At 41.3% G+C, this 20,907-nt stretch carries 27 protein-coding genes and 1 riboswitch; of the genes, 15 read left to right on the forward strand and 12 right to left on the reverse strand.

The window, feature by feature from the left end; genetic code table 11:
• Positions 1-18: 18 nt before the first annotated feature.
• Positions 19-741 (reverse strand): elongation factor P hydroxylase, encoded by a 723-nt coding sequence (locus B5J94_RS09750; protein ID WP_062500707.1) that lies wholly within the window; start codon positions 739-741, stop codon positions 19-21.
• 113 nt (positions 742-854) lie between these two features.
• Here B5J94_RS09750 and B5J94_RS09755 point away from each other — a divergent pair, with 113 nt between their 5' ends.
• From B5J94_RS09755 to B5J94_RS09785, 8 genes are all read left to right on the forward strand, one after another.
• The gene (locus tag B5J94_RS09755) at positions 855-1,406 is read left to right on the forward strand and encodes a YceD family protein (protein ID WP_062500709.1); all 552 of its coding nucleotides are present in this window, start codon (positions 855-857) and stop codon (positions 1,404-1,406) included.
• A gap of 176 nt (positions 1,407-1,582) precedes the next feature.
• Complete coding sequence (gene rpmF / locus B5J94_RS09760; protein WP_029103914.1) at positions 1,583-1,765, forward strand: 50S ribosomal protein L32; 183 nt, start codon at positions 1,583-1,585, stop codon at positions 1,763-1,765.
• 376 nt (positions 1,766-2,141) lie between these two features.
• A complete protein-coding gene (fabD, locus tag B5J94_RS09765) occupies positions 2,142-3,089 on the forward strand; it encodes an ACP S-malonyltransferase (protein ID WP_062500711.1) in 948 nt (315 codons plus the stop codon).
• Positions 3,079-3,807 (forward strand): 3-oxoacyl-ACP reductase FabG, encoded by a 729-nt coding sequence (fabG, locus tag B5J94_RS09770; RefSeq protein WP_029103912.1) that lies wholly within the window; start codon positions 3,079-3,081, stop codon positions 3,805-3,807. Before fabD ends, fabG begins: the two co-directional genes overlap by 11 nt.
• 157 nt (positions 3,808-3,964) lie before the next feature.
• Positions 3,965-4,198 (forward strand): acyl carrier protein, encoded by a 234-nt coding sequence (acpP, locus tag B5J94_RS09775; protein ID WP_029103911.1) that lies wholly within the window; start codon positions 3,965-3,967, stop codon positions 4,196-4,198.
• A 489-nt stretch (positions 4,199-4,687) separates the two neighbouring features.
• Positions 4,688-5,182 carry a peptidoglycan-binding protein LysM gene (gene lysM / locus B5J94_RS09780; RefSeq protein WP_062498365.1) on the forward strand — a complete coding sequence of 165 codons (495 nt, stop codon included), beginning with the start codon at positions 4,688-4,690 and terminating at the stop codon, positions 5,180-5,182.
• A 9-nt stretch (positions 5,183-5,191) separates the two neighbouring features.
• Positions 5,192-5,323, forward strand: a complete 132-nt coding sequence (locus B5J94_RS15035; RefSeq protein ID WP_255216915.1) for a hypothetical protein — start codon at positions 5,192-5,194, stop codon at positions 5,321-5,323.
• Positions 5,290-5,382: riboswitch (TPP riboswitch) on the forward strand. (Overlaps the previous gene by 34 nt.)
• A gap of 85 nt (positions 5,383-5,467) precedes the next feature.
• Positions 5,468-6,709: an NRAMP family divalent metal transporter gene (locus B5J94_RS09785; protein WP_062498371.1), complete on the forward strand. Its 1,242-nt coding sequence runs from the start codon at positions 5,468-5,470 to the stop codon at positions 6,707-6,709.
• Between the two features lie 88 nt (positions 6,710-6,797).
• Here B5J94_RS09785 and B5J94_RS13935 read toward each other — a convergent pair whose 3' ends face one another.
• Positions 6,798-7,022: a hypothetical protein gene (locus tag B5J94_RS13935; protein ID WP_062498364.1), complete on the reverse strand. Its 225-nt coding sequence runs from the start codon at positions 7,020-7,022 to the stop codon at positions 6,798-6,800.
• A 23-nt stretch (positions 7,023-7,045) separates the two neighbouring features.
• Positions 7,046-7,693 carry a dephospho-CoA kinase gene (coaE, locus tag B5J94_RS09790; RefSeq protein ID WP_062498370.1) on the reverse strand — a complete coding sequence of 216 codons (648 nt, stop codon included), beginning with the start codon at positions 7,691-7,693 and terminating at the stop codon, positions 7,046-7,048.
• A gap of 220 nt (positions 7,694-7,913) precedes the next feature.
• On the opposite strand from coaE, the gene tsaD reads away from it, so the two are divergent.
• From tsaD to B5J94_RS09800, 3 genes are read left to right on the forward strand one after another with little or no spacing between them, the layout of a single operon-like run.
• A complete protein-coding gene (tsaD, locus tag B5J94_RS09795; RefSeq protein WP_062498363.1) occupies positions 7,914-8,963 on the forward strand; it encodes a tRNA (adenosine(37)-N6)-threonylcarbamoyltransferase complex transferase subunit TsaD in 1,050 nt (349 codons plus the stop codon).
• 47 nt (positions 8,964-9,010) lie between these two features.
• A complete protein-coding gene (locus B5J94_RS14830; protein ID WP_228144578.1) occupies positions 9,011-9,403 on the forward strand; it encodes an arsenical pump-driving ATPase GET3 in 393 nt (130 codons plus the stop codon).
• Complete coding sequence (locus B5J94_RS09800; protein ID WP_228144579.1) at positions 9,391-10,551, forward strand: SIR2 family NAD-dependent protein deacylase; 1,161 nt, start codon at positions 9,391-9,393, stop codon at positions 10,549-10,551. Before B5J94_RS14830 ends, B5J94_RS09800 begins: the two co-directional genes overlap by 13 nt.
• 116 nt (positions 10,552-10,667) lie before the next feature.
• Here the strand turns inward: B5J94_RS09800 and B5J94_RS09805 are convergent, their stop codons facing one another.
• Complete coding sequence (locus B5J94_RS09805; RefSeq protein WP_062498362.1) at positions 10,668-11,327, reverse strand: heme exporter protein CcmB; 660 nt, start codon at positions 11,325-11,327, stop codon at positions 10,668-10,670.
• The gene (gene ccmA / locus B5J94_RS09810) at positions 11,324-11,926 is read right to left on the reverse strand and encodes a heme ABC exporter ATP-binding protein CcmA (RefSeq protein ID WP_062498361.1); all 603 of its coding nucleotides are present in this window, start codon (positions 11,924-11,926) and stop codon (positions 11,324-11,326) included. The genes B5J94_RS09805 and ccmA overlap by 4 nt, the downstream gene beginning before the upstream one ends.
• 138 nt (positions 11,927-12,064) lie before the next feature.
• Here ccmA and B5J94_RS09815 point away from each other — a divergent pair, with 138 nt between their 5' ends.
• From B5J94_RS09815 to B5J94_RS09830, 4 genes are all read left to right on the forward strand, one after another.
• The gene (locus B5J94_RS09815; protein WP_062498360.1) at positions 12,065-12,304 is read left to right on the forward strand and encodes a hypothetical protein; all 240 of its coding nucleotides are present in this window, start codon (positions 12,065-12,067) and stop codon (positions 12,302-12,304) included.
• Between the two features lie 44 nt (positions 12,305-12,348).
• Positions 12,349-12,759: a hypothetical protein gene (locus tag B5J94_RS09820; RefSeq protein ID WP_062498359.1), complete on the forward strand. Its 411-nt coding sequence runs from the start codon at positions 12,349-12,351 to the stop codon at positions 12,757-12,759.
• Between the two features lie 142 nt (positions 12,760-12,901).
• The gene (locus B5J94_RS09825) at positions 12,902-13,588 is read left to right on the forward strand and encodes a hypothetical protein (protein ID WP_062498358.1); all 687 of its coding nucleotides are present in this window, start codon (positions 12,902-12,904) and stop codon (positions 13,586-13,588) included.
• Between the two features lie 3 nt (positions 13,589-13,591).
• Entirely contained in the window at positions 13,592-14,497 is a 906-nt protein-coding gene (locus B5J94_RS09830; protein ID WP_062498357.1) for a histone deacetylase family protein, read from the forward strand.
• Between the two features lie 7 nt (positions 14,498-14,504).
• On the opposite strand, the gene B5J94_RS09835 is transcribed toward B5J94_RS09830, so the two are convergent.
• From B5J94_RS09835 to B5J94_RS09865, 7 genes are all read right to left on the reverse strand, one after another.
• Positions 14,505-15,326: a DNA-methyltransferase gene (locus B5J94_RS09835; protein WP_062498356.1), complete on the reverse strand. Its 822-nt coding sequence runs from the start codon at positions 15,324-15,326 to the stop codon at positions 14,505-14,507.
• Position 15,327: 1 nt separating this feature from the next.
• Positions 15,328-16,170 (reverse strand): type II restriction endonuclease, encoded by an 843-nt coding sequence (locus B5J94_RS09840; RefSeq protein WP_062498355.1) that lies wholly within the window; start codon positions 16,168-16,170, stop codon positions 15,328-15,330.
• 1 nt (position 16,171) lies between these two features.
• On the reverse strand, positions 16,172-17,077 hold the full coding sequence (locus B5J94_RS09845) for a DNA adenine methylase (RefSeq protein WP_062498354.1): 906 nt from the start codon (positions 17,075-17,077) through the stop codon (positions 16,172-16,174).
• Between the two features lie 178 nt (positions 17,078-17,255).
• Complete coding sequence (locus B5J94_RS09850; protein WP_079364105.1) at positions 17,256-17,951, reverse strand: DNA-methyltransferase; 696 nt, start codon at positions 17,949-17,951, stop codon at positions 17,256-17,258.
• Positions 17,944-18,648: a hypothetical protein gene (locus tag B5J94_RS09855; protein ID WP_143821961.1), complete on the reverse strand. Its 705-nt coding sequence runs from the start codon at positions 18,646-18,648 to the stop codon at positions 17,944-17,946. The genes B5J94_RS09850 and B5J94_RS09855 overlap by 8 nt, the downstream gene beginning before the upstream one ends.
• Before the next feature lie 18 nt (positions 18,649-18,666).
• Positions 18,667-19,719, reverse strand: coding sequence for a DNA cytosine methyltransferase (locus tag B5J94_RS09860; RefSeq protein ID WP_211271077.1), 1,053 nt, complete (start codon positions 19,717-19,719; stop codon positions 18,667-18,669).
• Positions 19,716-20,906: an HNH endonuclease gene (locus B5J94_RS09865; protein WP_062498351.1), complete on the reverse strand. Its 1,191-nt coding sequence runs from the start codon at positions 20,904-20,906 to the stop codon at positions 19,716-19,718. The genes B5J94_RS09860 and B5J94_RS09865 overlap by 4 nt, the downstream gene beginning before the upstream one ends.
• Position 20,907 lies beyond the last annotated feature (1 nt).

The raw sequence follows: 20,907 nt of genomic DNA on the forward strand, positions 1-20,907 counted from the left end.
TTATAAACTGATAATGTGTTAGATGGATTTGTGGGGTAAATGATATTTACAAATCACCCCCTGCCTTGCCATATTCATGTCTAAACACACCCAAATCAGGCGTTTGGCATCTTTGGATAAAGGGTGAGACGGTGCGTGTGGATTTTGCAAATAGGCATGAGCTTGGGCGTACACGTCTGTGGCAAAGGTGCTGTTTGATGTGTCAAAATCGGCATTTAGGTTGTCCGCTGAGACATAAAAATACCGCCCCAACGCCAATGACAGCAGGCATTCGATGGCTTGGGGTTTGATTTCTACCTTCTCAAACTGGCGTTGGGTCATCTCATCTCGCCCGTCAGGGCAGTACCAATAGCCAAAATCATCAAGTCCCCTGCGTGTTGCCCCTGCCACGCACCAATGACTTGTCTCATGCAACGCACTTTGGAAGAACCCATGAGCGAACTCAATGCGGGCAGGCATGCCGTCTTTGCTGGCAAAGTATTCAGGCTCGCTCTTACCACGTACGAGTAGGGTCGGCATGGCACTGTGCTGATAGAGATGGTTAAATAGGGCGATGAGCCAGTCGGTCTGTTCATGCTCATCATCGCTTAGGGTTTGCCACGTCCGTTTTAGCGTGCGATATGTCTCATCAAAACGGCACACGTCTGCCACGCACGCCTGTATGGTTTTGTCATCATAAAAGGCTTGCCAAAGTGATGTTTGGGCGTGCAGACCCAGCTTGCTAAAATCAGTGCTTTTCATCTGCTGTATCTAAATTTATCTAAAAACAAAAATTATACCACGCCCCACAAATTTTGCGTGAATTTTGGCAGGTTTTATGAAATAATAAGCCAAATTTTTATGATGAAGACAAGATGACCGCACCCATGAACCAATCAGGCACACTGCCCCAAAACATCGCCTTTGACAAATGGGCAGACATCGGCTTTACATGGCAGGGCGATGTTCCTATGACTGCCTTGCCACGCCTAGCAGGGCAGGTTATCGCTAGTGGTGATTTGCTAAGCGTTGCCTTGACGCTCGCCCGACAAGACAAAATCCTGTGGCTAACCTATGATGTCAAAGCGACGCTGTCCGTGGCGTGCCAACGCTGTCTTGACCCCATGCCTGTGGATGTCTCGGGCAATTACCGCATGGCAATCTTAGAGAGCGAAAACAAGATTGGCTACCTAGAAGCCCTAGATGAGACGGCAGATTATGTCCTGTTAGATGAGATTTGCCCCGATGACAAAAAAATGCTCCCCGTGGCGGACATGCTAGAAGATGAGCTACTGCTTGCCATTCCGCTCTCGCCACGCCATGATGATTGTGATATGCATACAGACAGCGTGGGCGACGTGGCGGATGAACCTGCCGAGAATCCCTTTGCTGTGTTGGGGCAGTTAAAGGGCAAGCTGTCGGGTTAAGCCAATATTTTGTAAATTTTGCAAAAATGGGCTTTTAAAATGTCAAATTTTTGGTATAATAGGGCGTTTAATGTATCTGCACCCATTTGATTAGGCGAAAATGATGCTACCGCCACAGATACCCACTTTCATTTAAATTTGGCAGTCATTTGCCGTACTTTATTTTAGGAGCTATCATGGCAGTTCAACAAAACCGCAAAAGCCGTTCACGCCGTGATATGCGTCGTTCTCACGACCGTATCAGCGTTGCTACTCTAAGCATTGATTCTACCACTGGCGAAAAACACATTCGTCACCATGCGACCAAAGACGGTTTTTACCGTGGTCGTCAGCTATTTAAAGTAGCCGCCGAAAGCTAATTTGTTTGGTTTCTACCTTGTAAAAACCAAGCCTAAGCCAAGTTCCATGACCGCATGAGCTTGGCTTTTTTATTTTAAATATTGATGGCTATCAGCAGGACGTGCCTGTTTTTATGGTACAGTTTAATTTAAACAACAACTGTTTTATAAAAATAGACTTCTTGCCAAATTTAAAAAACCCTTGTAAATACCGGGGTTGAAGTTTTAAAAAATCCACAAAATTGGGGTTTAAAAAGAAGTCTAATGGCTATCGGGCGTTAAATTGTAAAAAATTTGCTTGCAAATTTATTCGATAATTTGTAAACAAATGTTTATTATTTATGGTAAAATGACACGTTCATCAGCGTGATGAATGTTTGATAAAAAATGGTGTAACATGACAACAAAACGTGTGGCAGTGATTTTCCCTGGTCAAGGGTCGCAGACCATTGGCATGATGGATGAGCTTGCCGAGCATTTTAGTGCGATAAAGACTACGTTTGACGAAGCAAGTCGTGCTTTGGGCATGGATTTGTGGGAGATAACCCATGATGAGAGTCGCCTAAACAAGACCGAATTTACTCAGCCTGCTCTGCTTACGGCGAGCGTGGCGATTTGGCAGATTGTCAAAGACAAACTGTCAGCACAGGGAATAACACCGCTGTGTTTGGCAGGGCATTCGCTCGGTGAGTACTCGGCATTGGTGGCAAGTGGCGTGCTTAGCCTGACAGATGCGGTCAAGCTTGTGCATGAACGAGGTAAGCTCATGACAAGGGCGGTGGCAGGGATAGATACGCAGATGGCGGCAGTGCTGGGGCTAGATGATGAGCAGGTCGCCAGTCTGTGCGAAGATGCTACCGAAAACGCAGGCATTGTAGGTCCTGCCAACTTTAATAGCCTTGGTCAAGTGGTGATTGCAGGCACACAAGTGGGTGTGAGCCATGTGCTGTCAGCGGTAGAAGCACTGGGCAAAAAGGCGGTGCCACTCAAAGTCTCTGTGCCATCGCACTGTGAGCTGATGAACCCTGCCAGTGATGCATTGGCAAAACTTTTGGATGAGACCGAATTTGCCACCGCCCAAATCCCCGTCATCCAAAACCGTCATGCCCAAGTGCATAAGCATGTCAACGACATCAAGACCGCCTTGACCGAACAGTTATCCATGCCGGTGTTGTGGTCACGAACCATGCAAAAACTTGCCGATAAACAAATCGATGTTGTGATTGAATGCGGACCGGGCAATGTCCTATCCAACCTTGCCAAACGCCAAGAGACACCGATTGTCGCTTTGCCGACGGACAAATTAGCACGTTTAGAAAAATTGGAGCAATTAGATGAGTCGTAAGATTATCCTAGTCACAGGGGCAAGCCGTGGTATCGGGCGTGCCATTGCCGAGCAGTTTGCCAGCGAAGGGCATTTTGTCATTGGCACCGCCACCAGCGAGCGTGGGGCAGAAGCGATAGAAGAGTATCTGTCTGAGTCGGGCGGTATCGGGCGTGTGCTTGATGTCTGTGATGATGCGGCGATTGATAAGCTCTTTGAAGAGATTGATAGTGTGTATGGTTCGGTCAATGTACTGGTCAATAACGCAGGCATTACCAAAGATGGTCTGCTCATGCGAATGAAAGATGAAGACTGGGCGAGCGTGCTTGACACCAACTTGACCGCCATCTATCGCATGAGTCGCCGTGCGGTGCGTGGCATGATGAAAGCCCGCTCTGGACGTATCATTAACGTCACATCCGTGGTCGGGCAGATGGGAAATGCAGGTCAGACCAACTATGCCGCATCTAAGGCAGGCGTGGAGGGCTTTACCCGTGCGTTGGCTCGTGAGATTGGCTCTCGTGGCGTAACGGTAAACTGTGTCGCTCCTGGCTTTGTAGAGACAGACATGACCGAAGAGCTAGACGAGCGTTTGGTAAACTCCATGTTGGACGCTGTACCGCTTGGGCGTATGGCTCAGCCTGAGGAGATTGCCGCGGCGGTGTCGTTTTTGGCAAGTGATGGGGCAAGCTACATCACTGGCGAAGTGCTGGCGGTCAATGGTGGCATGTACATGTGATTTGTCACGTGTACGTCACGATTTTATGTAAATTTGTGAACGAGCGTACTAATAGCACTTGCACAAATGACAAAAATGTTTTATCATACACAAGTTTTCAGTCATCAAATCATTGGTGCTGATTTTCTTAAATTCCCATGTTAAAAAGGATACTCTTATGAGCGATATCGAAGCCAAAGTAAAAGCAGCCGTTGCTGAGCAACTTAGCCTAAATGCTGACGAGATTAACAATGCAGCGTCTTTCATGGACGACCTAGGTGCAGACTCTCTTGACCTAGTGGAGCTTGTGATGGCGTTTGAAAATGAGTTTGGTATTACCATTCCTGACGAAGATTCAGCTGAGCTGACCACTGTTCAAAAAGCCATTGACTACGTGTCTGCCAAAGTATAAGCCAGGCAGAAGTCAAACACACACCACTTTTTAGTTTTAAAAAGTGGTTTTTTTATGTCATTAGGGCGCGCCTGCCTTTTATGTTTGTAATGAAAAATGCCTGTTTAAAAAAGCAGGGGAATCGCCCGTTTTTCAAGGAAAAAACGCAGGTTGATAGTCATTCTATCAAGCAAGTTTTTGACGATGAAAAACAATCCGACCACTTAAACTGGGTAAATTTTTAAGATTTTTTACTTAATTTTTTAAATTTAAGTGGTCGGATAGCCATTTTTCATGCAAAAGCATCATTTTATTGCTATAAAATTTCTGAATATTAAATTGTGTTATAAAGGGTAGGCATGCCCTACATAAGTATAACAATTTTACGCATAAATACAGTGCAAATTTTTATCATTTTATACTAAGATAGCAGGGAGTTTAAGGATGGTTGCTAGACAAACCATGCTAAACGTCAACACACTTTCTATCAAATCCAAATAAGGAGCCATCATGGGTATTTTTAGTTTTGCCAAAGACATCGGCGATAAAGTATTTAACCGCAATAAAAAAGAGCAATCAGCCCCAACAACCCCTACACCAACAACATCAGCTCCTGCTGAGCCTAGCGCCCAAGAGATTGCCAATTTGCTGTTGGCTCGTGTGCAAGCTAATGCTAATATCACTGGCTTAAAGGTCAACTATAATGGTAATACTGATACGGTTGTCCTGTCAGGTATGGCCGCATCGCAAGCCGACCGTGAAAAAGCGGTGCTTGCTGCTGGTAACGTTCAGCACGTTGCCCAAGTGGACGACCAATTAACCGTGGCAACCCCAGAGCCTGAGTCTCGTTTTTATACCGTCAAATCAGGCGATACCTTATCTAAAATCGCCAAAGAAATGTACGGCAATGCCAACGAGTACAACAAAATCTTTGAAGCGAACCAACCGCTACTATCTCACCCTGACAAAATCTATGTGGGTCAAGTGTTGCGTATCCCTGCCTAATATGACGGCATGAATGATAAACACCTTGATGGCTATCAAGGTGTTTTTTATGCTAAAAATTGGCAAAATGATATTGTCAAGCTGGGTGAAATTTTATACAATAACCGCTCCATTAGTCGGGGTGCTGTCCATGACGGCTGAGAAATACCCGTGAACCTGATACAGTTAATACTGACGTAGGAAACTAATCGTGTCATTCTTATTGTCTTTATCCTTGGTGGTCATCATCAGGGTAGTTTTTGGTGTGGACGGTCATGGGTTGCCCTTTATTTATCGGGGTTTATCATGACAACCAAACTCACTACTTTATCCACACCGCCCAAATCCGCATTTTTTAGCCAGTATGGGCCTGGTATCATCATGGCGTCGTCCTGTGTGGGCGGTTCGCACATTATTGCGTCCACACAAGCAGGCGTGTATTATGGCTGGCAATTGGCAGGGCTGATTGTGCTGGTCAATGCCTTAAAATATCCCTTTTTTCGCCTTGCCTTTGACTATGCCAACCAAAACGACAAAACGCTACTGGCAGGCTATGCCGAGCGTGGGCGTGGCTATCTCATGCTGTTTTTGGTGTTTAATATGTTCGCCACAGTCGTCAATGTCGCAGGGGGTACGCTACTGTCGGCGGTACTGCTTGGCATGATGATGGGACAGGGCGTGCCGTTGCCAATGTTAAATGCGATTATCATGATAAGTTTTGTGTGGCTCATCTTTGGCAAACAATACCAAAAACTTGACCACATCTCCAAATTTATCATGCTTGCTCTAAGTGTCATCACGCTGGTCGCCCTTGTCATGGTCATGGCAAATCCCATACCGTCTGCCCCTGTGTCGCCCCCGTCCCCATGGGTGTGGAGTGCCGTGCCGTTTTTGGTGGCACTGATGGGCTGGATGCCTGCTCCGATGGAGCTTAGTGTGTCAAGCTCGCTGTGGATTGCCGAAAAAAACAAAATCAACCCTGACTATAAGCACCGCTATCGCCGTGATTTTAATGTCAGCTATGCCGTGAGCGTGGTGCTGGCACTCATGTTCATGGCGTTGGGGGCGATGGTGGCGATAGGCGATGGCGAGCCACTACAAGGCGGTAAGTTTGTCGGTGAGTTCGTGGGTATGTACGCCCACGCCATTGGCGAGTGGACACGTCTGCCTATGCTGTTTGTGGCGTTTGTGTGTATCTATGGCACGACAATCGTGGCGGTGGACGGCTATTCACGGGGCAATCAGCAAGCGGTGGCGATTTTACAAAACCGACCGCTTGATGACAACACCCAACAAAAACACCTTCGCTACTGGACGCTAGGCTCGCTGTTGATGGCGGGGGTGGTCATTGGGCTGTTTGGGGGTATGGTGGGTAAGATGATTGCCTTTGCCATGACCTTGTCGTTTTTGTTTGCCCCTGTGTTTGCGTGGTTAAATTGGGGCTTGCGTCATAAATGCTTGCCCCAACCTGTGTGGGTCAATATGCTGGCGTATGCAGGGCTGTTGTATTTGGTGGCGATGGTGGGGCTGTATTTGGGTAGTCGCTGAGTTGTCAAATATTTGTTTGGTGGCAGGGTGTATATCATGTACCAATATGATTTTTTATTTAAAAGGTGCGTGGTACACACCTTACTTTTTAACCATATTTATAATTATAAAATGGATAAAAACAAAACCACAAACTTGGGGGAGTTTGTGGTTTCATAGGGGTTTTGCTACTTGCGTTATCCATAAGGGCTTCCATAATATCAGCGGTCTTCCATGTTGGCTTATCCATTTGCCATATCCTTGCTGATGTGCGTATTATGCCAAAATCTAGCCCATAAGAAAATACGCCAATGTCATCAATGCGTGTAAGCATTTGCTTACAAGGTGCTTTTTAAATCATTTATCTTTTGCTAAATCGTTTGCCATAGCCAGATATGTTTGATGTAACGCATTGATTTGGCGATATAAATTAGCCAAACTCCCTGTATTATCTATCACGTCATTGGCATAAGATAGGCGTATATCTCGGCGGATTTGCTTGTCAATGATTGCTAAAATGTCCTTATCACTTTGTCCGTCTCGTCTGCTGGCTCGCTGTATTTGTAGCTCTATCGGCACGTCCACCACCAAAATCCTATCACAAAGGGCGGTCAAACCCTTATCATCGCCTTTAATACTTTCTAATAAAAGCGGGGCGGATAATATGGCGTAGGGGCTACTGGCGTGGTCAAGCTCGTGCTTGATTTGGGTGCGTATGGCAGGGTGGGTGATGGCATTTAGCGTGGCAAGTTTGGCAGGGTCAGCAAAGACAAGCTCACGCAGGTAAGTGCGGTTAAGCACACCGTCCGTAAGAATATCCGCCCCAAAAGCGTGGGCAAGCTCATCTAATACAGGCGAGCCTTTGGCGGTGATGGTATGGCTGATGACATCAGCATCTATCACGTCTATGCCGAGCGTGGCAAAATGGTCGCTCACGGCAGTTTTTCCGCTACCGATACCGCCTGTTAAGCCGATGATAAAGGGGGATTTGGGGGTGTTTGGCATTTTGGTGTGGGATTCGGTTAAAAATGTAAAATTAACATAGCTTGATAAATTTTTCAATGAATTTAAACATTAAAATGATTAACATTACTTAATTAAAATGTTTTTTGCAATACGGGTGTGTAGGGGTGAATCACATTCGCTCTTATCAAGGTGGCAAATTTTAAATTCTTTCACGATAAATAAAAATGCTATAATACCCCAAATTTTTGGAAAACAAATCATGAAAGTATTAGGTTTAGAAACGTCCTGCGATGAGACAGGACTTGCCATTTATGATAGTGAATTAAACGGCGGTCAAGGTGGGGTGCTTGCCCAAGTGTTATATAGCCAGATTGAGCTACACGCCACTTATGGCGGGGTCGTGCCTGAGCTTGCCAGTAGAGACCACATTCGTAAACTTGTACCATTATTTAATGAGCTGCTGGATAAGGCAAATATCGCCAAATCCGACATTGATGCGGTCGCCTACACCAAGGGGCCCGGCTTGATTGGGGCATTGATGACGGGGGCGTTATTTGGGCGGACGCTTGCCTATGGGCTTGGCGTACCTGCCATTGGTGTTCATCATATGGAAGGGCATTTGCTTGCTCCGATGATAGAAAATGATAAAGGGGTCAATTTCCCTTTTGTCTGCCTACTCGTCTCGGGCGGTCATACCATGCTTGTCAGGGCGGACGGCGTGGGGCGGTATGAGATATTGGGTGAGAGCATTGATGATGCGGTGGGCGAGTGTTTTGATAAAACCGCCAAAATGCTTGGTCTGCCTTACCCTGGGGGGCCGAACGTGGAGCGACTTGCCAAAGGGGGTAATCCCCATGCCTATGATTTGCCACGTCCGATGATGGGTAAGGGGCTAGATTTTAGTTTTAGTGGCATGAAAACAGCCGTGCATAATCTCATCAAAGACACCAAAGGGAGCGACAGCGACCCTGTGGTACGGGCGGACATCTCGGCAAGTTTTCAGTATGCGGTGGTGGACACGCTTGTCAAAAAATGCACCAAAGCCCTAAAACAGACAGGGCTAAAACAACTCGTCATCGCAGGGGGCGTGTCTGCCAATGCGACCTTACGCACGCATTTGGAGACCGCCCTTGCTAAGATGGGGGCGAGCGTGCATTATGCTCCCTTGCACCTATGCACCGATAATGGGGCGATGATAGCCTATGCAGGGTATTGCCGTCTGGGCATGGGGCAGGCGGACGATTTGGCGGTGGCGTGCGTGCCACGGTGGAGTATGGAGAGTTTGGGGGTATGTGAGACAAGCGAGTGATAAAATCTAAGTAATTTGGCAATTTTGGGAAGTGCAAAGGTTATTTTATGAGTATTGAGAAGTTTTTTAAAGAAATGAGAAATCATCCAGTTTTGTTTTTGGGAACTGGTTTTAGTTTAAGATATTTGAACGTGTCTTATACTTGGAGAGAGTTGTTGGAAAAAATTGCCATTGATATATATGGAGAGAAAAGATTATTTTTGGAGTTATTGTCTGATTTTTCAAATGAGGGAAAGGTGAATTATAAAAAGTTGGCGGAAAAATTGGAATTTGATTTTGAAAAAATATCAAAGAATCGTTCAGATTTTAAAGATGTAAATGATATTTTTTATGAAAACATGGATAAGGAGTTAAAAATAAGTAGATTTAAAATATATATCAGTCAAATTTTAAGCGATATATCAGAGAAAAGTGAAAAAAATCAGAGTTGGCAGATTTAATAAAAGCAAGGAAGAATATTGGCTCTATTATTACAACAAACTATGATCAGTTCATAGAGCATGTCTTTAAATTCAACCCTTTGGTTGGTAATAAAATACTTTTTAGTAATCCTTATGGTTCAGTTTATAAAATTCATGGCTGTGTTACTGATTATGATAGTATTGTTATTACAGAATCAGATTATGAAAAATTTGATAAAAAATATGAGTTGATTAAGGCTCAAATTTTATCATTATTTATGCACAACCCAATTATATTTATAGGTTATAGTTTGGCTGATGAGAATATAATTAGTATATTGAAGACTATATTTTCTTATGTTGATGTTAATTCGGAAGAAGCTGAAAAAATCAGAAATAATTTTTTGCTAGTAGGATTTGACAATGGTAATATGAACACTGAAGTTATAGAGCATGATATACAAATCAGTGAAATTGGAACGATAAGAATAAACAAAATAAAAACAGATAATTTCTCTGCTATTTACCAAAAAATATCAGATTTAACTTTACGTGTTTCTGCAATGGAAATTAGAAAAGTTCAGTCTGTTTGGCATAAAATTGTTGTAGGAAATGGTGGGGTTGCTGTAACAATCACAGATGATATTGACAACTTAGATAACGATGATATGGTTTTGGCTATAGGGTCAAAAAACAATATTCGTTATGATTTTAGAAATTTAAACGACATCGTAAGAGATTATTTCAATATCATTGATGAAGAGAATGTAGAGCTTATTAAAATAATAAATAAACATCCAATTCTGTCTAATAAGAATATTTTTCCTATATTTGCATTTTCTAATATATGTCAGGAAATAGATAATGTGGATAGAATTAAAAATTTGCAAAAAAAGAAATTAAATGCTCATATTTCATCAACAAAATTTAATAATTATAATCAGATTAACTCAAAGTACAGCTCAATCATGGATATATCTATTGACGAATCGCTATCTAATAACAAAAAATACAATTTGATATTTTGGAATTTTTATCATGACAACTTGACTTTTGAAGAAGTTAAAAGTTATTTAATGGAAAATTTGCCAAATAAAAGCTTGAATGCAAACGCAGTAACCGAAGTAAAACGGTTGTTGTGTTTGTATGATATTAAAAAATATGGTGGTAGTCTAAAAAGTGTGTAAAACTAGTTTTCCGTTCGCCCTAAGCCGTACCTTCGGGTAGGAAAACCGTTGTGGGGGCACGGCTCACCACGAACGGTTTTCTTTGTAGCATACTTTTTGCAAAACAAAAACCCCAATCAATCCGCCCACGCCATTTTTAAAATCCCTGCAATCACAAAAGGCGTTATCATCACTGCCAAAATACTGCCCGCCCCAAGCATGGCAAGAATGGGCAAGCCATTTAGCCCTGTGGCGTACAAATCCACCGCCCCTGTGGCAAAAATCAGCACAGGCAGTTGCATGGGTAGGGCGATGAGTGGCACAAGTACCGCCCCGTTTTTTAGGGTAAGCGTGAGCGAGCTTGCGATGGCGGACAGCATAAGAAGCATGGGCGAGCCGACCACGATAGATACCGCCAGCATGAGCGTGTCGCCCACAGGCAAGCCAAACAAGGGTATCGCTAGAAATGATAACACCGCCACAAAGCCTGCACTAAACAGCCAATGCACCGCCAACCGCACGGCTACCCATGTGGCAAGTGGGGTATTTGAGACGACAAGCTCAGCAAGCGTGCCATTATCAAAATCAGGGCGAAACAGCTCTTCTATGCCCATAACGAGCGACAACAGCACCGCTATCCACACCGCCGAACTTGCCAAGCGTAACAGCGTGGCAGGCTCTGCCCCAATGGCGAGCGGAAACAGCGTGATGATAAGTAAAAACAGCACCAAGGGGTAGAGCCACTGCACCGCCCCTTGACGTTTGATTTGCCATTCTCGTTGTAGTAGGGTTCTCATAGGGCAAACTCCGCTAAGTCTAGCACACGGTTTGCCCCTTGCATGGCTTGGTGGCTCGTGGCAAGCACCGCTCCGCCCATGTCTGCAAACTCGCCCATGCGTTTTTCTAATTTGGCGACCATTGCCACATCTAGGGCAGTCAAAGGCTCATCAAGTAGCCATAAGGGGGCATGGGTGGGGGTCATGATAAACAGCCGTGCCAGTCCGATTCGTCTTTTTTGTCCTGCTGATAGCTGAACGCTAGACGTATCGCCCAAGCCATACAGCCCAACCATGTCAAGGGCGATATCAATGGTATCATTATCCGCCTGCACATCATACAGCGAAAACAAAAACCGTAAATTTTGGGCGACCGTCAAGGCAGGGCTGATACCCAGCTGATGAGAGACGTACACCAGTGGCGATTTTTCTATCGTGCCGTGCGTGGTAGGGAGTAGCCCTGCGGTTTGGTTGAGTAGGGTGGTTTTGCCCAGTCCGTTTTCACCGATGAGATGACACACATCGCCTGCGTGTAGGGTGAGATTGACATCATCGCACAAGATAAAATCGCCCCGTCCAATGGCGACTTGGTGTAGTTGTAGGATTGCTGAATGGGTCATGGGGCTGTTCTTGATTGTAAAGTGTTATCATAGCAAATTTTGGGGGAAATTTGAATGATGACGGCAAAAATGATGATTGTTTTGCGAGATTAAAAATGTTTAAAATATGCATTATTGCATAGTATTTATGAGCTTTCCATGTTATTTACTCCTATCATTGACAATACCCATGCCGTACATCATCAATATGTACGGCACATCTATCGTGGCGTATATCATGATAAACACATGACAGACGACTACACGCCCATTGCCTTAGACCGACAGCGTATGGATAAAGCCATTCATGCCGATAGGGTTGTTTTGCCAAAAGGGCTGGATAAATCACAAATTCATGCGTTTTTATTAAACCGTGCCAAACAAATTAACCACGCCTAAACAATCCTGATATAATACGCCCTGATGACAAACAGGGCTTTTTTATGACCGATATTTTATTTGGCGATGAATTTGTAAAAGAATATCCTAATTTTCCGTCCAATTTACAAAATGCGATTGTGGATTTTATTTATTTGGTTGAGCAACACGGATTTGACCATGCTGTTTTTTGTCATTATAAAGGCAAAATCAGCCCGTCTTGGCGAAATCTGTTGCCAACCGACCCCAATTATACTTATACCTACACCCACACCAATCATCTGTGGCATTATCGCATCGGCATACCGTCTTACCGCCTAAGTACAACAGGACGTTATCACACGTCTGATATGGTGTTACACTTTATTTGGCATAAAAAGCAGGACAGTATCATCATCGTGGATTGCACCGACCATTATCGTTATGATAAGTCATTTTGGCTACCTGCACCGCAGTATTTAACGGTAAGTAAATGATGATTTAAAAGTGAATGCCCCTGTCAAATTTGTCAAATTGAAAAATCCCCAAAAACCCCAAATAATGCTTTTTAATTCCCCCATTTTTTGTTATGCTAATTCTTGAAATATCAATCTTTTAAAATACAACCAAGGCAACCTTATGTTTAAAAAAATCAAAAGTCTATTTAAAAAACCCAAGCCTGATACAGGAGCGGACACCACAGCAGATAAAGTGGCGGACAAGGGGGCAGATACCCCAAAAACCGTCAAACCCAAACAAATCCTAACCGCCCCCACCGCCAAGCCCACATCGCACCCCATAACCTGCGACATCATGGCGTGGCTTGACAAACAAGACTGGAAATACGACCACCGCCCACCTGATGACGGCGGACACACACATCATCTTATCATGGGCTTTACCGACCGTGAGAACGACTGGACGTGCGTGTTTCGTATCAACGAAGACAATCAGCTTGTCTCGGCATTTGGCATATTAGACGACAGTGTGCCTGTGAGTCATTATACCGCCATGCTTATGGAGATTGCCAAGATGAACATGAACGTGAGCTTTGGTGGGATTGAGTTTGACCCCACAGACGGCGAAGTGCGTGCCAAGATTGCCTTTGACGTGGAGTTTAACCCATTGACTGACAAATCGCTCGGCTGTTATCTGCAAGCCTTAGCAGGGCTTACCGAAGTGGCTCGGGGTATCATGACGCTCGTGCTGGCAGACGATGAGCCAAGCCAGTTTGCAGGGGATTATGTGGACGTGGGCGATGAGATAAAAGCGGTTGTGGACGATGAAAAGCGGACGTTTTTTCTACCCACCCACACCGCCCAATAAGCCATGCTAAAAATCGCTCATTCGCCCCTATTTTGCCATAGTGTACCAGCGTCCCACCGCTTTCCTATGGCAAAATACGACCTAATTCCCCAAAAACTGCTCCAAGAAGGCATTATCACACCCGATAACCTATTTCACCCCCAACTCTTATCCGAGCAAGAAATCCTAACCACCCACACCGCCGACTATTGGCACAAATTAAAAACAGGCACACTAACCGACAAAGAAATCCGTAAAATCGGACTACCCATGTCAGCAGAGCTTGTCAAACGAGAACGCTACATCACACACGCCACCTATGAATGTGCCTTATACGCCAAAGAATACGGCATATCATTGTCGGTATCAGGTGGTACGCACCACGGATTTGCTGACCATGGTGAGGGATTTTGTGTGTTTAATGATGTGTGCGTGGCGAGCAATCTGCTCTTAGCACGGGGGCAAGCCAAACGCATTTTGAGTGTGGATTTGGACGTACATCAGGGCAATGGCAATGCGTCTATCATGGCACATAACCCCCATGTTTTTGTGTTTAGTATGCACGGCAAAAAGAACTACCCCTTTATCAAACCGCCGTCCGACCTAGACATCGAGCTTGATGACGGCACGGGCGATGATGAGTATTTGAGCGTGCTGGCGGGTACGTTGCCTAGGCTGATTGATGAGTTTTGCCCTGATTTTATCTTTTATCAGGCGGGTGTGGACGTGCTTGCCACCGATAAGCTCGGCAAGCTGTCGCTGTCCATGCAGGGCTGTCATGAGCGTGATGAAATGGTGCTAAGTGTCGCCCACCGCTACGGCATACCTGTCGCTGTCGTCATGGGTGGGGGCTATTCACCTGACATTGAGACAGTGGCGGCGGCTCATTGTGGGGTGTTTGGGGTGGCCGTGGGGTTAATGACATCTTAAAGTGCCTTTACACCAAACTAATCTGCTCACGAATTTTTTGTTTAAATTCATATTTTGATTTGGGTGTAATTGCTTGATAACGCCTTTTTGATAATTCTAAAAATTCCAATTCTTTATCAATGCCGATAAATTGCCTACCCAAAATGGTTGCTGCAATGCCTGTGGTACCCGAACCTGAAAAAGGATCTAGTACCATGTTACCTTTTTTAGTGCTTGCCAAGATGATCCGAGATAATAACCCAAGAGGTTTTTGCGTTGGGTGTTTGCCTTGCTCTTTTTCCCATTTGCTTACGGCAGGCAATCGCCAAACATCTTTGGCTTGTTTATCACCATTTAATTTTTTCATCAAATCATAATCAAAATAATGTGGCATCTTAGAATGCTTTCTTGCCCAAATTATCCATTCACTCGAATGGGTAAAATAACGACAAGAAAAATTAGGTGGTGGATTGGGTTTTTCCCAAGTGATTATATTTAATATTTTAAAGTTATTTTCTTTTAATAATTGACCAACGGTAAAAATATTATGGTGTGTGCCACTTATCCAAATGGTTCCATTGTCTTTTAATAATCGTCTGGATTGTGCTATCCATTCATGATTAAAATTGTAAATGCTGTTTTCATTGTCATTTGTATCCCATTCGCCTTTATTAACCGATTGGATAATGCCATTTTTAAAAGTTAATCCATCATTGGATAAAAAATAAGGTGGATCAGCAAATATCATATCTATGGAATTGCTCTGAAAATACGACATGATATCAATACAATTACCTTGGTAGATATTAAAGGTTTGATCACTTGCTTCAAAATAAGGATTTAGTCTCATTTCACCAATCTCTTATAACACCTTCACTATTTATCTGTTCAATAAAACTTTGCAAAGTGTATAAATTATAAACGGAGGGAATATGAATATAGGCTTCTTGTAATTTATTTTTGGCAGTTTTCCACCCTTGCCCATCGGTAATCCAAACAAATTCATACTGCGGATATTGATTTATTTTTGGGGCGACATCGGTATAAGCTCTGGCAACTTCATTTAATTTTGAGCCACCGCTATTATAATAATTGGTTTCAATCACATAGGTTTTGATTTTTGTTTTGATGACAAAATCAAATTGTTTAACATCAGCCCCCAAACTTTCAATGTCTGTAAAAATGGTATTTCTAACTTCCTTTTTATAATAAATGCCAGCACGGTCAAATAACGATTGAACAGCTTTTGACATATTGTCTCCGCCACGATTTTTACGAGCATTGGTATCCAAGCCTACTTCAATGCCAAACACATAATCAACTAAATTTTTGATGTTTTTATCTCTAAATACATCAGCAAGCCCTGTATTGTTAAGAAAATCTATAATTTTATCCGCTGATTGAAAGTAGTTATTTAATGTTACCACTTGACCTTTTTCATCTAGGCTTTTCTTTTGTTCCTTTTTTCTAACTGCAATCAGTATTTCTAAGATAGAAAACGCATTTGGGCATTCTGCATATAGTTCATAAACGGCTTGTGCCAAATCATCTTTGCCTAACAAATAATTCAGTTGATTTAATTTGATCTCAATTTGAGCGACATTCTTTTTTACTTTATCAAAGTCAGTAAAATAATCCAAAGTGGCATTTGTTTCTGGCATGCTATTAAAAAAATCATCAAATGCTAATTTCATGTTAAACTCCGTTACTGACTATAATTTCATTTACCTTTTTGCGACCATTACTGCTGGCACTAATGGCACGATTGGCTTGTATTCTTTCAATTTTAAAATCTTGATACAATTCATCAAAAAAATCATCAGATAAATTGGTATTTTTTGGATCGGAATTGCTTAATAAAAAGTAATGACCCATCTCATCTATTTTTTTACAAAAGTTTGCCAACCGTTTTTGTTCATTATCATCAAAGCCACTATCAGAATAAGCGGTAAAACTTGCTGTATCACTGATTGGGCGATAAGGTGGATCAAGATAAAATATGCAAGGAAAATTATTTGGCAAGTGATTTAAAACCAATTCAAAATCCCCTGTTAGTATTTTTGTATTTTGTAGTTTTTTTGAAATATTTAAAATATTGTCTTTGTCTATAAATGTTGGTTTCTTATAACTGCCGATAGGAACATTGAATTGATTGTTTTTATTAACACGATACAAGCCATTAAAAGCAGATTTATTTAAAAAAATAAATAAACCTGCCTGTTCAACATCATTGCCATTTCTTTGATTAAAAACATCTCGTTTGTGATAAAAATAAGGTTTTTTACTTTCTATGTCTGTGAGTTTATCATAATGATTTTGCATATTTTCAATATATTTTATCAAATCATCTGGTTTATTTTTAATGACTTGATAAACATTGGTTAAATCAGCATTGTAATCATTGATGATAAGCTGTTTTAGATGTGGCAAATCGGACAATGCCCACAAGGACACCGCCCCACCACCAACAAAAGGCTCTACCAAACAAAAATCTTGTGAGTAAACAAAATCAGGCAAGCGTTTTTGAATTTTATCAAGCAAAGAATTCTTACCGCCCGCCCATTTTATAAAAGGTTTCATGACTTTTCTATTGTTTATCATAATAAGTTAAGCAAATAGACCAAAAGATGATCCATTTGCTGTTGTTAGGATCACAAATTCCCAAGCTGCCCCACCTGCTTCTCCACTTCTGCCAACTGCCAATCACCACGATGGCATATATTATAATAGGTGGAGTGTTTAAAATAGCCAAGAAGTTCACGATTTTTAATGTTAAGAGTTAATCACACATTCTCTGTTTTGCAATTTCAAACCATTGCAACTCTTTTTCAATTCCCACAAAACCACGATTTAACATCATGCTAGCCACACCTGTACTACCAACGCCCATAAATGGGTCTAGGATTATCTCATTTTCATTGGTGTGAATTTGGATAATCTCACTCATGAGAGCTAAGGGTTTTTGCGTGGGGTGCTTGGTGCGTTCTTTACCAAGCAGTGTGGGCGTTTGAAAAAACCCACGTTGATAAGGCTTGTTAGCGGGTTTATTAAACACCCATTTGCTGTTTTTGTTTTTGACCGCCCAAATGATAAATTCCATATCTTGCACATATCTGCGGTTTATATTTCGTGGCATGGGATTTTGTTTTTGCCAAATCATCACGTCTTTTACCACGCCTCCCAAATGCTCTATTTTATGAATGATTTGGGAGATAAAACGATAAGAGCAAAAAATAACCATAGAGCCATTTTTGTCCAATAAAGGATAAGCGTCATCAAGCCACAAACAAGGGTCAAAATCCCAATCCCAATCGCCAAAATCCACCCCTTTTCTGGGGTTATTCATCGTATGAAAATTATTTTCTGATGAAATGGCATAAGGTGGGTCTGTGATGATGTGATTGATGGATATATTATTATTTTTTAATTGTAGCATTTGGGAAATACAGTCGTCTTGAAATAGTAAGTTAGTCATAATTATTCCCAAGAAAGATATCTAATTCTTTTTGAAATAGAGTTGGAAAGTGTTTAGAAAAATAATCTTTGTTTTGAAATATGGGAATATCATAATTTTTTGAAATTTCATTAATATTTAAACAGATAAAAGCCGAATGATGATTTTCATTAATGCCATTTTTCTTTTTGTCGTTTATTTTTATAACCACATGAGCACTGTTTTCCAATTCTTGTAGAACGACTCTTGTGGGTAGGAAAAATACAAAATCAGCTTTATGGGCTTTAAAATTATCTATATTTTTATCAAAACTGCCATTGTAAAAATAATAAAAAACACCCAGCATATTTTTAGCTTGTTTTTCAAAATATTTCCCAGATTTATTTATAATAAATAGAGATTTGAAATAATGATAAGGCTCATTTGACTCTTTAATGTCTTTATTAAGCTTCCAAATTTCTCTTCCTGTATTTTCTATAAGACGCCCTGCTGACATTAAGTCAATTCTAACATCGCCATATTTGGCATAGTTCATGCTATATTGCACGTCAATCGTGCACAGCATTTTATTTTGACTGTCAAGAACTTTTAGGTCTATGTCATTTGATGTCATATTGTTTCTTTGAAATATATAACTTGATTTTAGAAGACAAGCCTGTAATATTTTACAGGCTGAATTTTCCAAATAATCATTAATCTTGGTGGTGTATTGATTCATGGGGTGTCTTTAATTAAGTTAAATGGTTTTTAGAGCTAATGCAATTTGATGAGCCAATCTTGGCGGTACGGCATTGCCAATTTGTTTACAGATTTCGGTTTTTTTGCCATAAAAAACAAAATCATCAGGAAAACTCTGTAAACGAGCCGCCTCTCTTGGGGTAATGGCACGATGTAATGTAGGGTGTGAGTTACAACCATTGCTGGGTGTGTCAAATCTTGTATCAATGGTGGGCGATACGCTTTGCCATTTTAGTCGCCCCCAAGTGGTGTCAAATTTTTGCCGTCCTTTTAGATGTGCAGGTAGGCTTGTTTTATCTCCCTCAGGCGGTATCATTGCCAGTTTTTGCAGGGCAACAGAACTGTGGTTAGTCGCTTGGTGATTGTACAGCAGTGAGCTTTTTTGTCGCATTTGTTGCTGATAATGCGATTGGGGTTTGGTTGGGTAGACTTGCGAAAAATCCCCCTCGCCACTTTTTAAAAAATTCAAATCAGAAATTGCCTGTTCTACGGTTACCTTTGGCTGTTTGGCAATGGCATCAAAATCAAAAGGTTGGTTTTTTGTGGCGATGATAAAAATACGTTCTCGGCTCTGTGGTACGCCATAATCTTTGGCATTTAATACTTGATAATTCACAAAATAACCCATACTTTTTAGCCCTGTTAATATTTGAGTTAAAAAATATTCATTGGTTTTATTGGTTAGGGCTTTGACATTTTCCATGACGATAAAATCAGGATTGACTTGCCGTACAATTTCTAAATATTCTTTAAATAAAAAATTGCGACTGTCATTCATGCCCAGCTTTTTACCCTTTAAAGAAAAGCCTTGGCAAGGAGGACCTCCCAAAATTGCACGCACATTATTGGTTTTGGCAATTTTGACAATTTCATTTTTTAATTCGCAAGAAGTCAAGTCACCACATAAGATTTGGCTATTTTTATGATTTTTTTGATAAGTATCTAGGGCTTGTTCATTAAAATCAACGCCCAAAATGGCATTAAATCCAGCTTGTTCAAATCCATAAGATAAACCACCTGCCCCGCAAAATAAATCTAGTATATTCATCATCTTAATCTGTCATAAATAAATTGAATGCAATCATTCTCATCAGTAAAATTTAAACAAAATTCTTTGGCTTTTGGGGCATTGATGAGAATTTCGCTAATGAGTTCTTTTTGATATTGTTCATCAGCACGATTTTTGCTCAATGCACGATGACATGTTGGGCAAACTTTGACCAAATTATCAATTTGGTCAAGTGTTCTATCAGAGGCAAAAGAGATGACATGATGAACTTCTAAATAATAACGGTCGCTGTGGCGATAGGTAAATGAACGGTCTTTGATGTCATATTGATTTTTGCAACAGGCACATTCATCAGGAAAATAGGCTCGTACATATTGTACAATACCTTGGTTGCGTGTGGTTTTTTCATCAATAGAATCATCATAAATAAATCCTAAGTTTTTACGTAATTGCTCAATTTCATGTTGGGTTTTGGTTTGATTTAGAACATTATCACGATAAAAATTTAGTCGCTCTATAAATGTTTGGCTTTCTTGGGCAATATTTTTAGTTTTGATTAAGTTGGCGTTATGTTTTAAGACATTACTTTTAAAGATATTTATTGTTGCCAAATCATCAGAAAAGTTATCATAAAAATAACGTAAATTGATGCGAAATTGAGTGTTTCTTTCGTTCTTACCTGTAATGAATTGTTCTTGCAACTCTCTAAAATTTAGATTTAATTGGCGTAAATCGCTCACGTTAGTAGATAGTTTAAATAAATTATCCAAATATTTTTTATTAACGATTTGTCTTGGTAAATCCAGACTATAAAAATTTAATTTAAAATCAGGACTGCCACGCAAAGCAAAAAATGACAGCAAAATTAATTTGGAAAATTCATCATTGTCAATGGTGGAGCCTTTAATGAGAATATTTTTATAAACCAGTGCAAAAAAATCATCGCAGGATAAATCGCTTTGAATAAAAAACTGATGTTTTTTGCCATTTAATTGAAAGTCTAAACTTGTGAACTGGCTTAACAATTGATTGTTTTTTTGATAAATTTCATCGGTAAGCTCATTAGGTGAGTATTTTGAGCACTTGTATGACGATTCAATCACAAAACCAACAAACGGTTTTGTGATTGGTTTAGCATTGGCAAAAGCAACTAGTAGTGCTGGTAAACTAGCACTACTAAGAAATCTGTCATAATCCAAATTAGATTGTAGAGAAGATGATGGTTTCATA

The sequence above is a fragment of the Moraxella lacunata genome (genome assembly GCF_002027545.1).
In the GTDB taxonomy this organism is placed as follows: Bacteria; Pseudomonadota; Gammaproteobacteria; order Pseudomonadales; family Moraxellaceae; genus Moraxella; species Moraxella lacunata.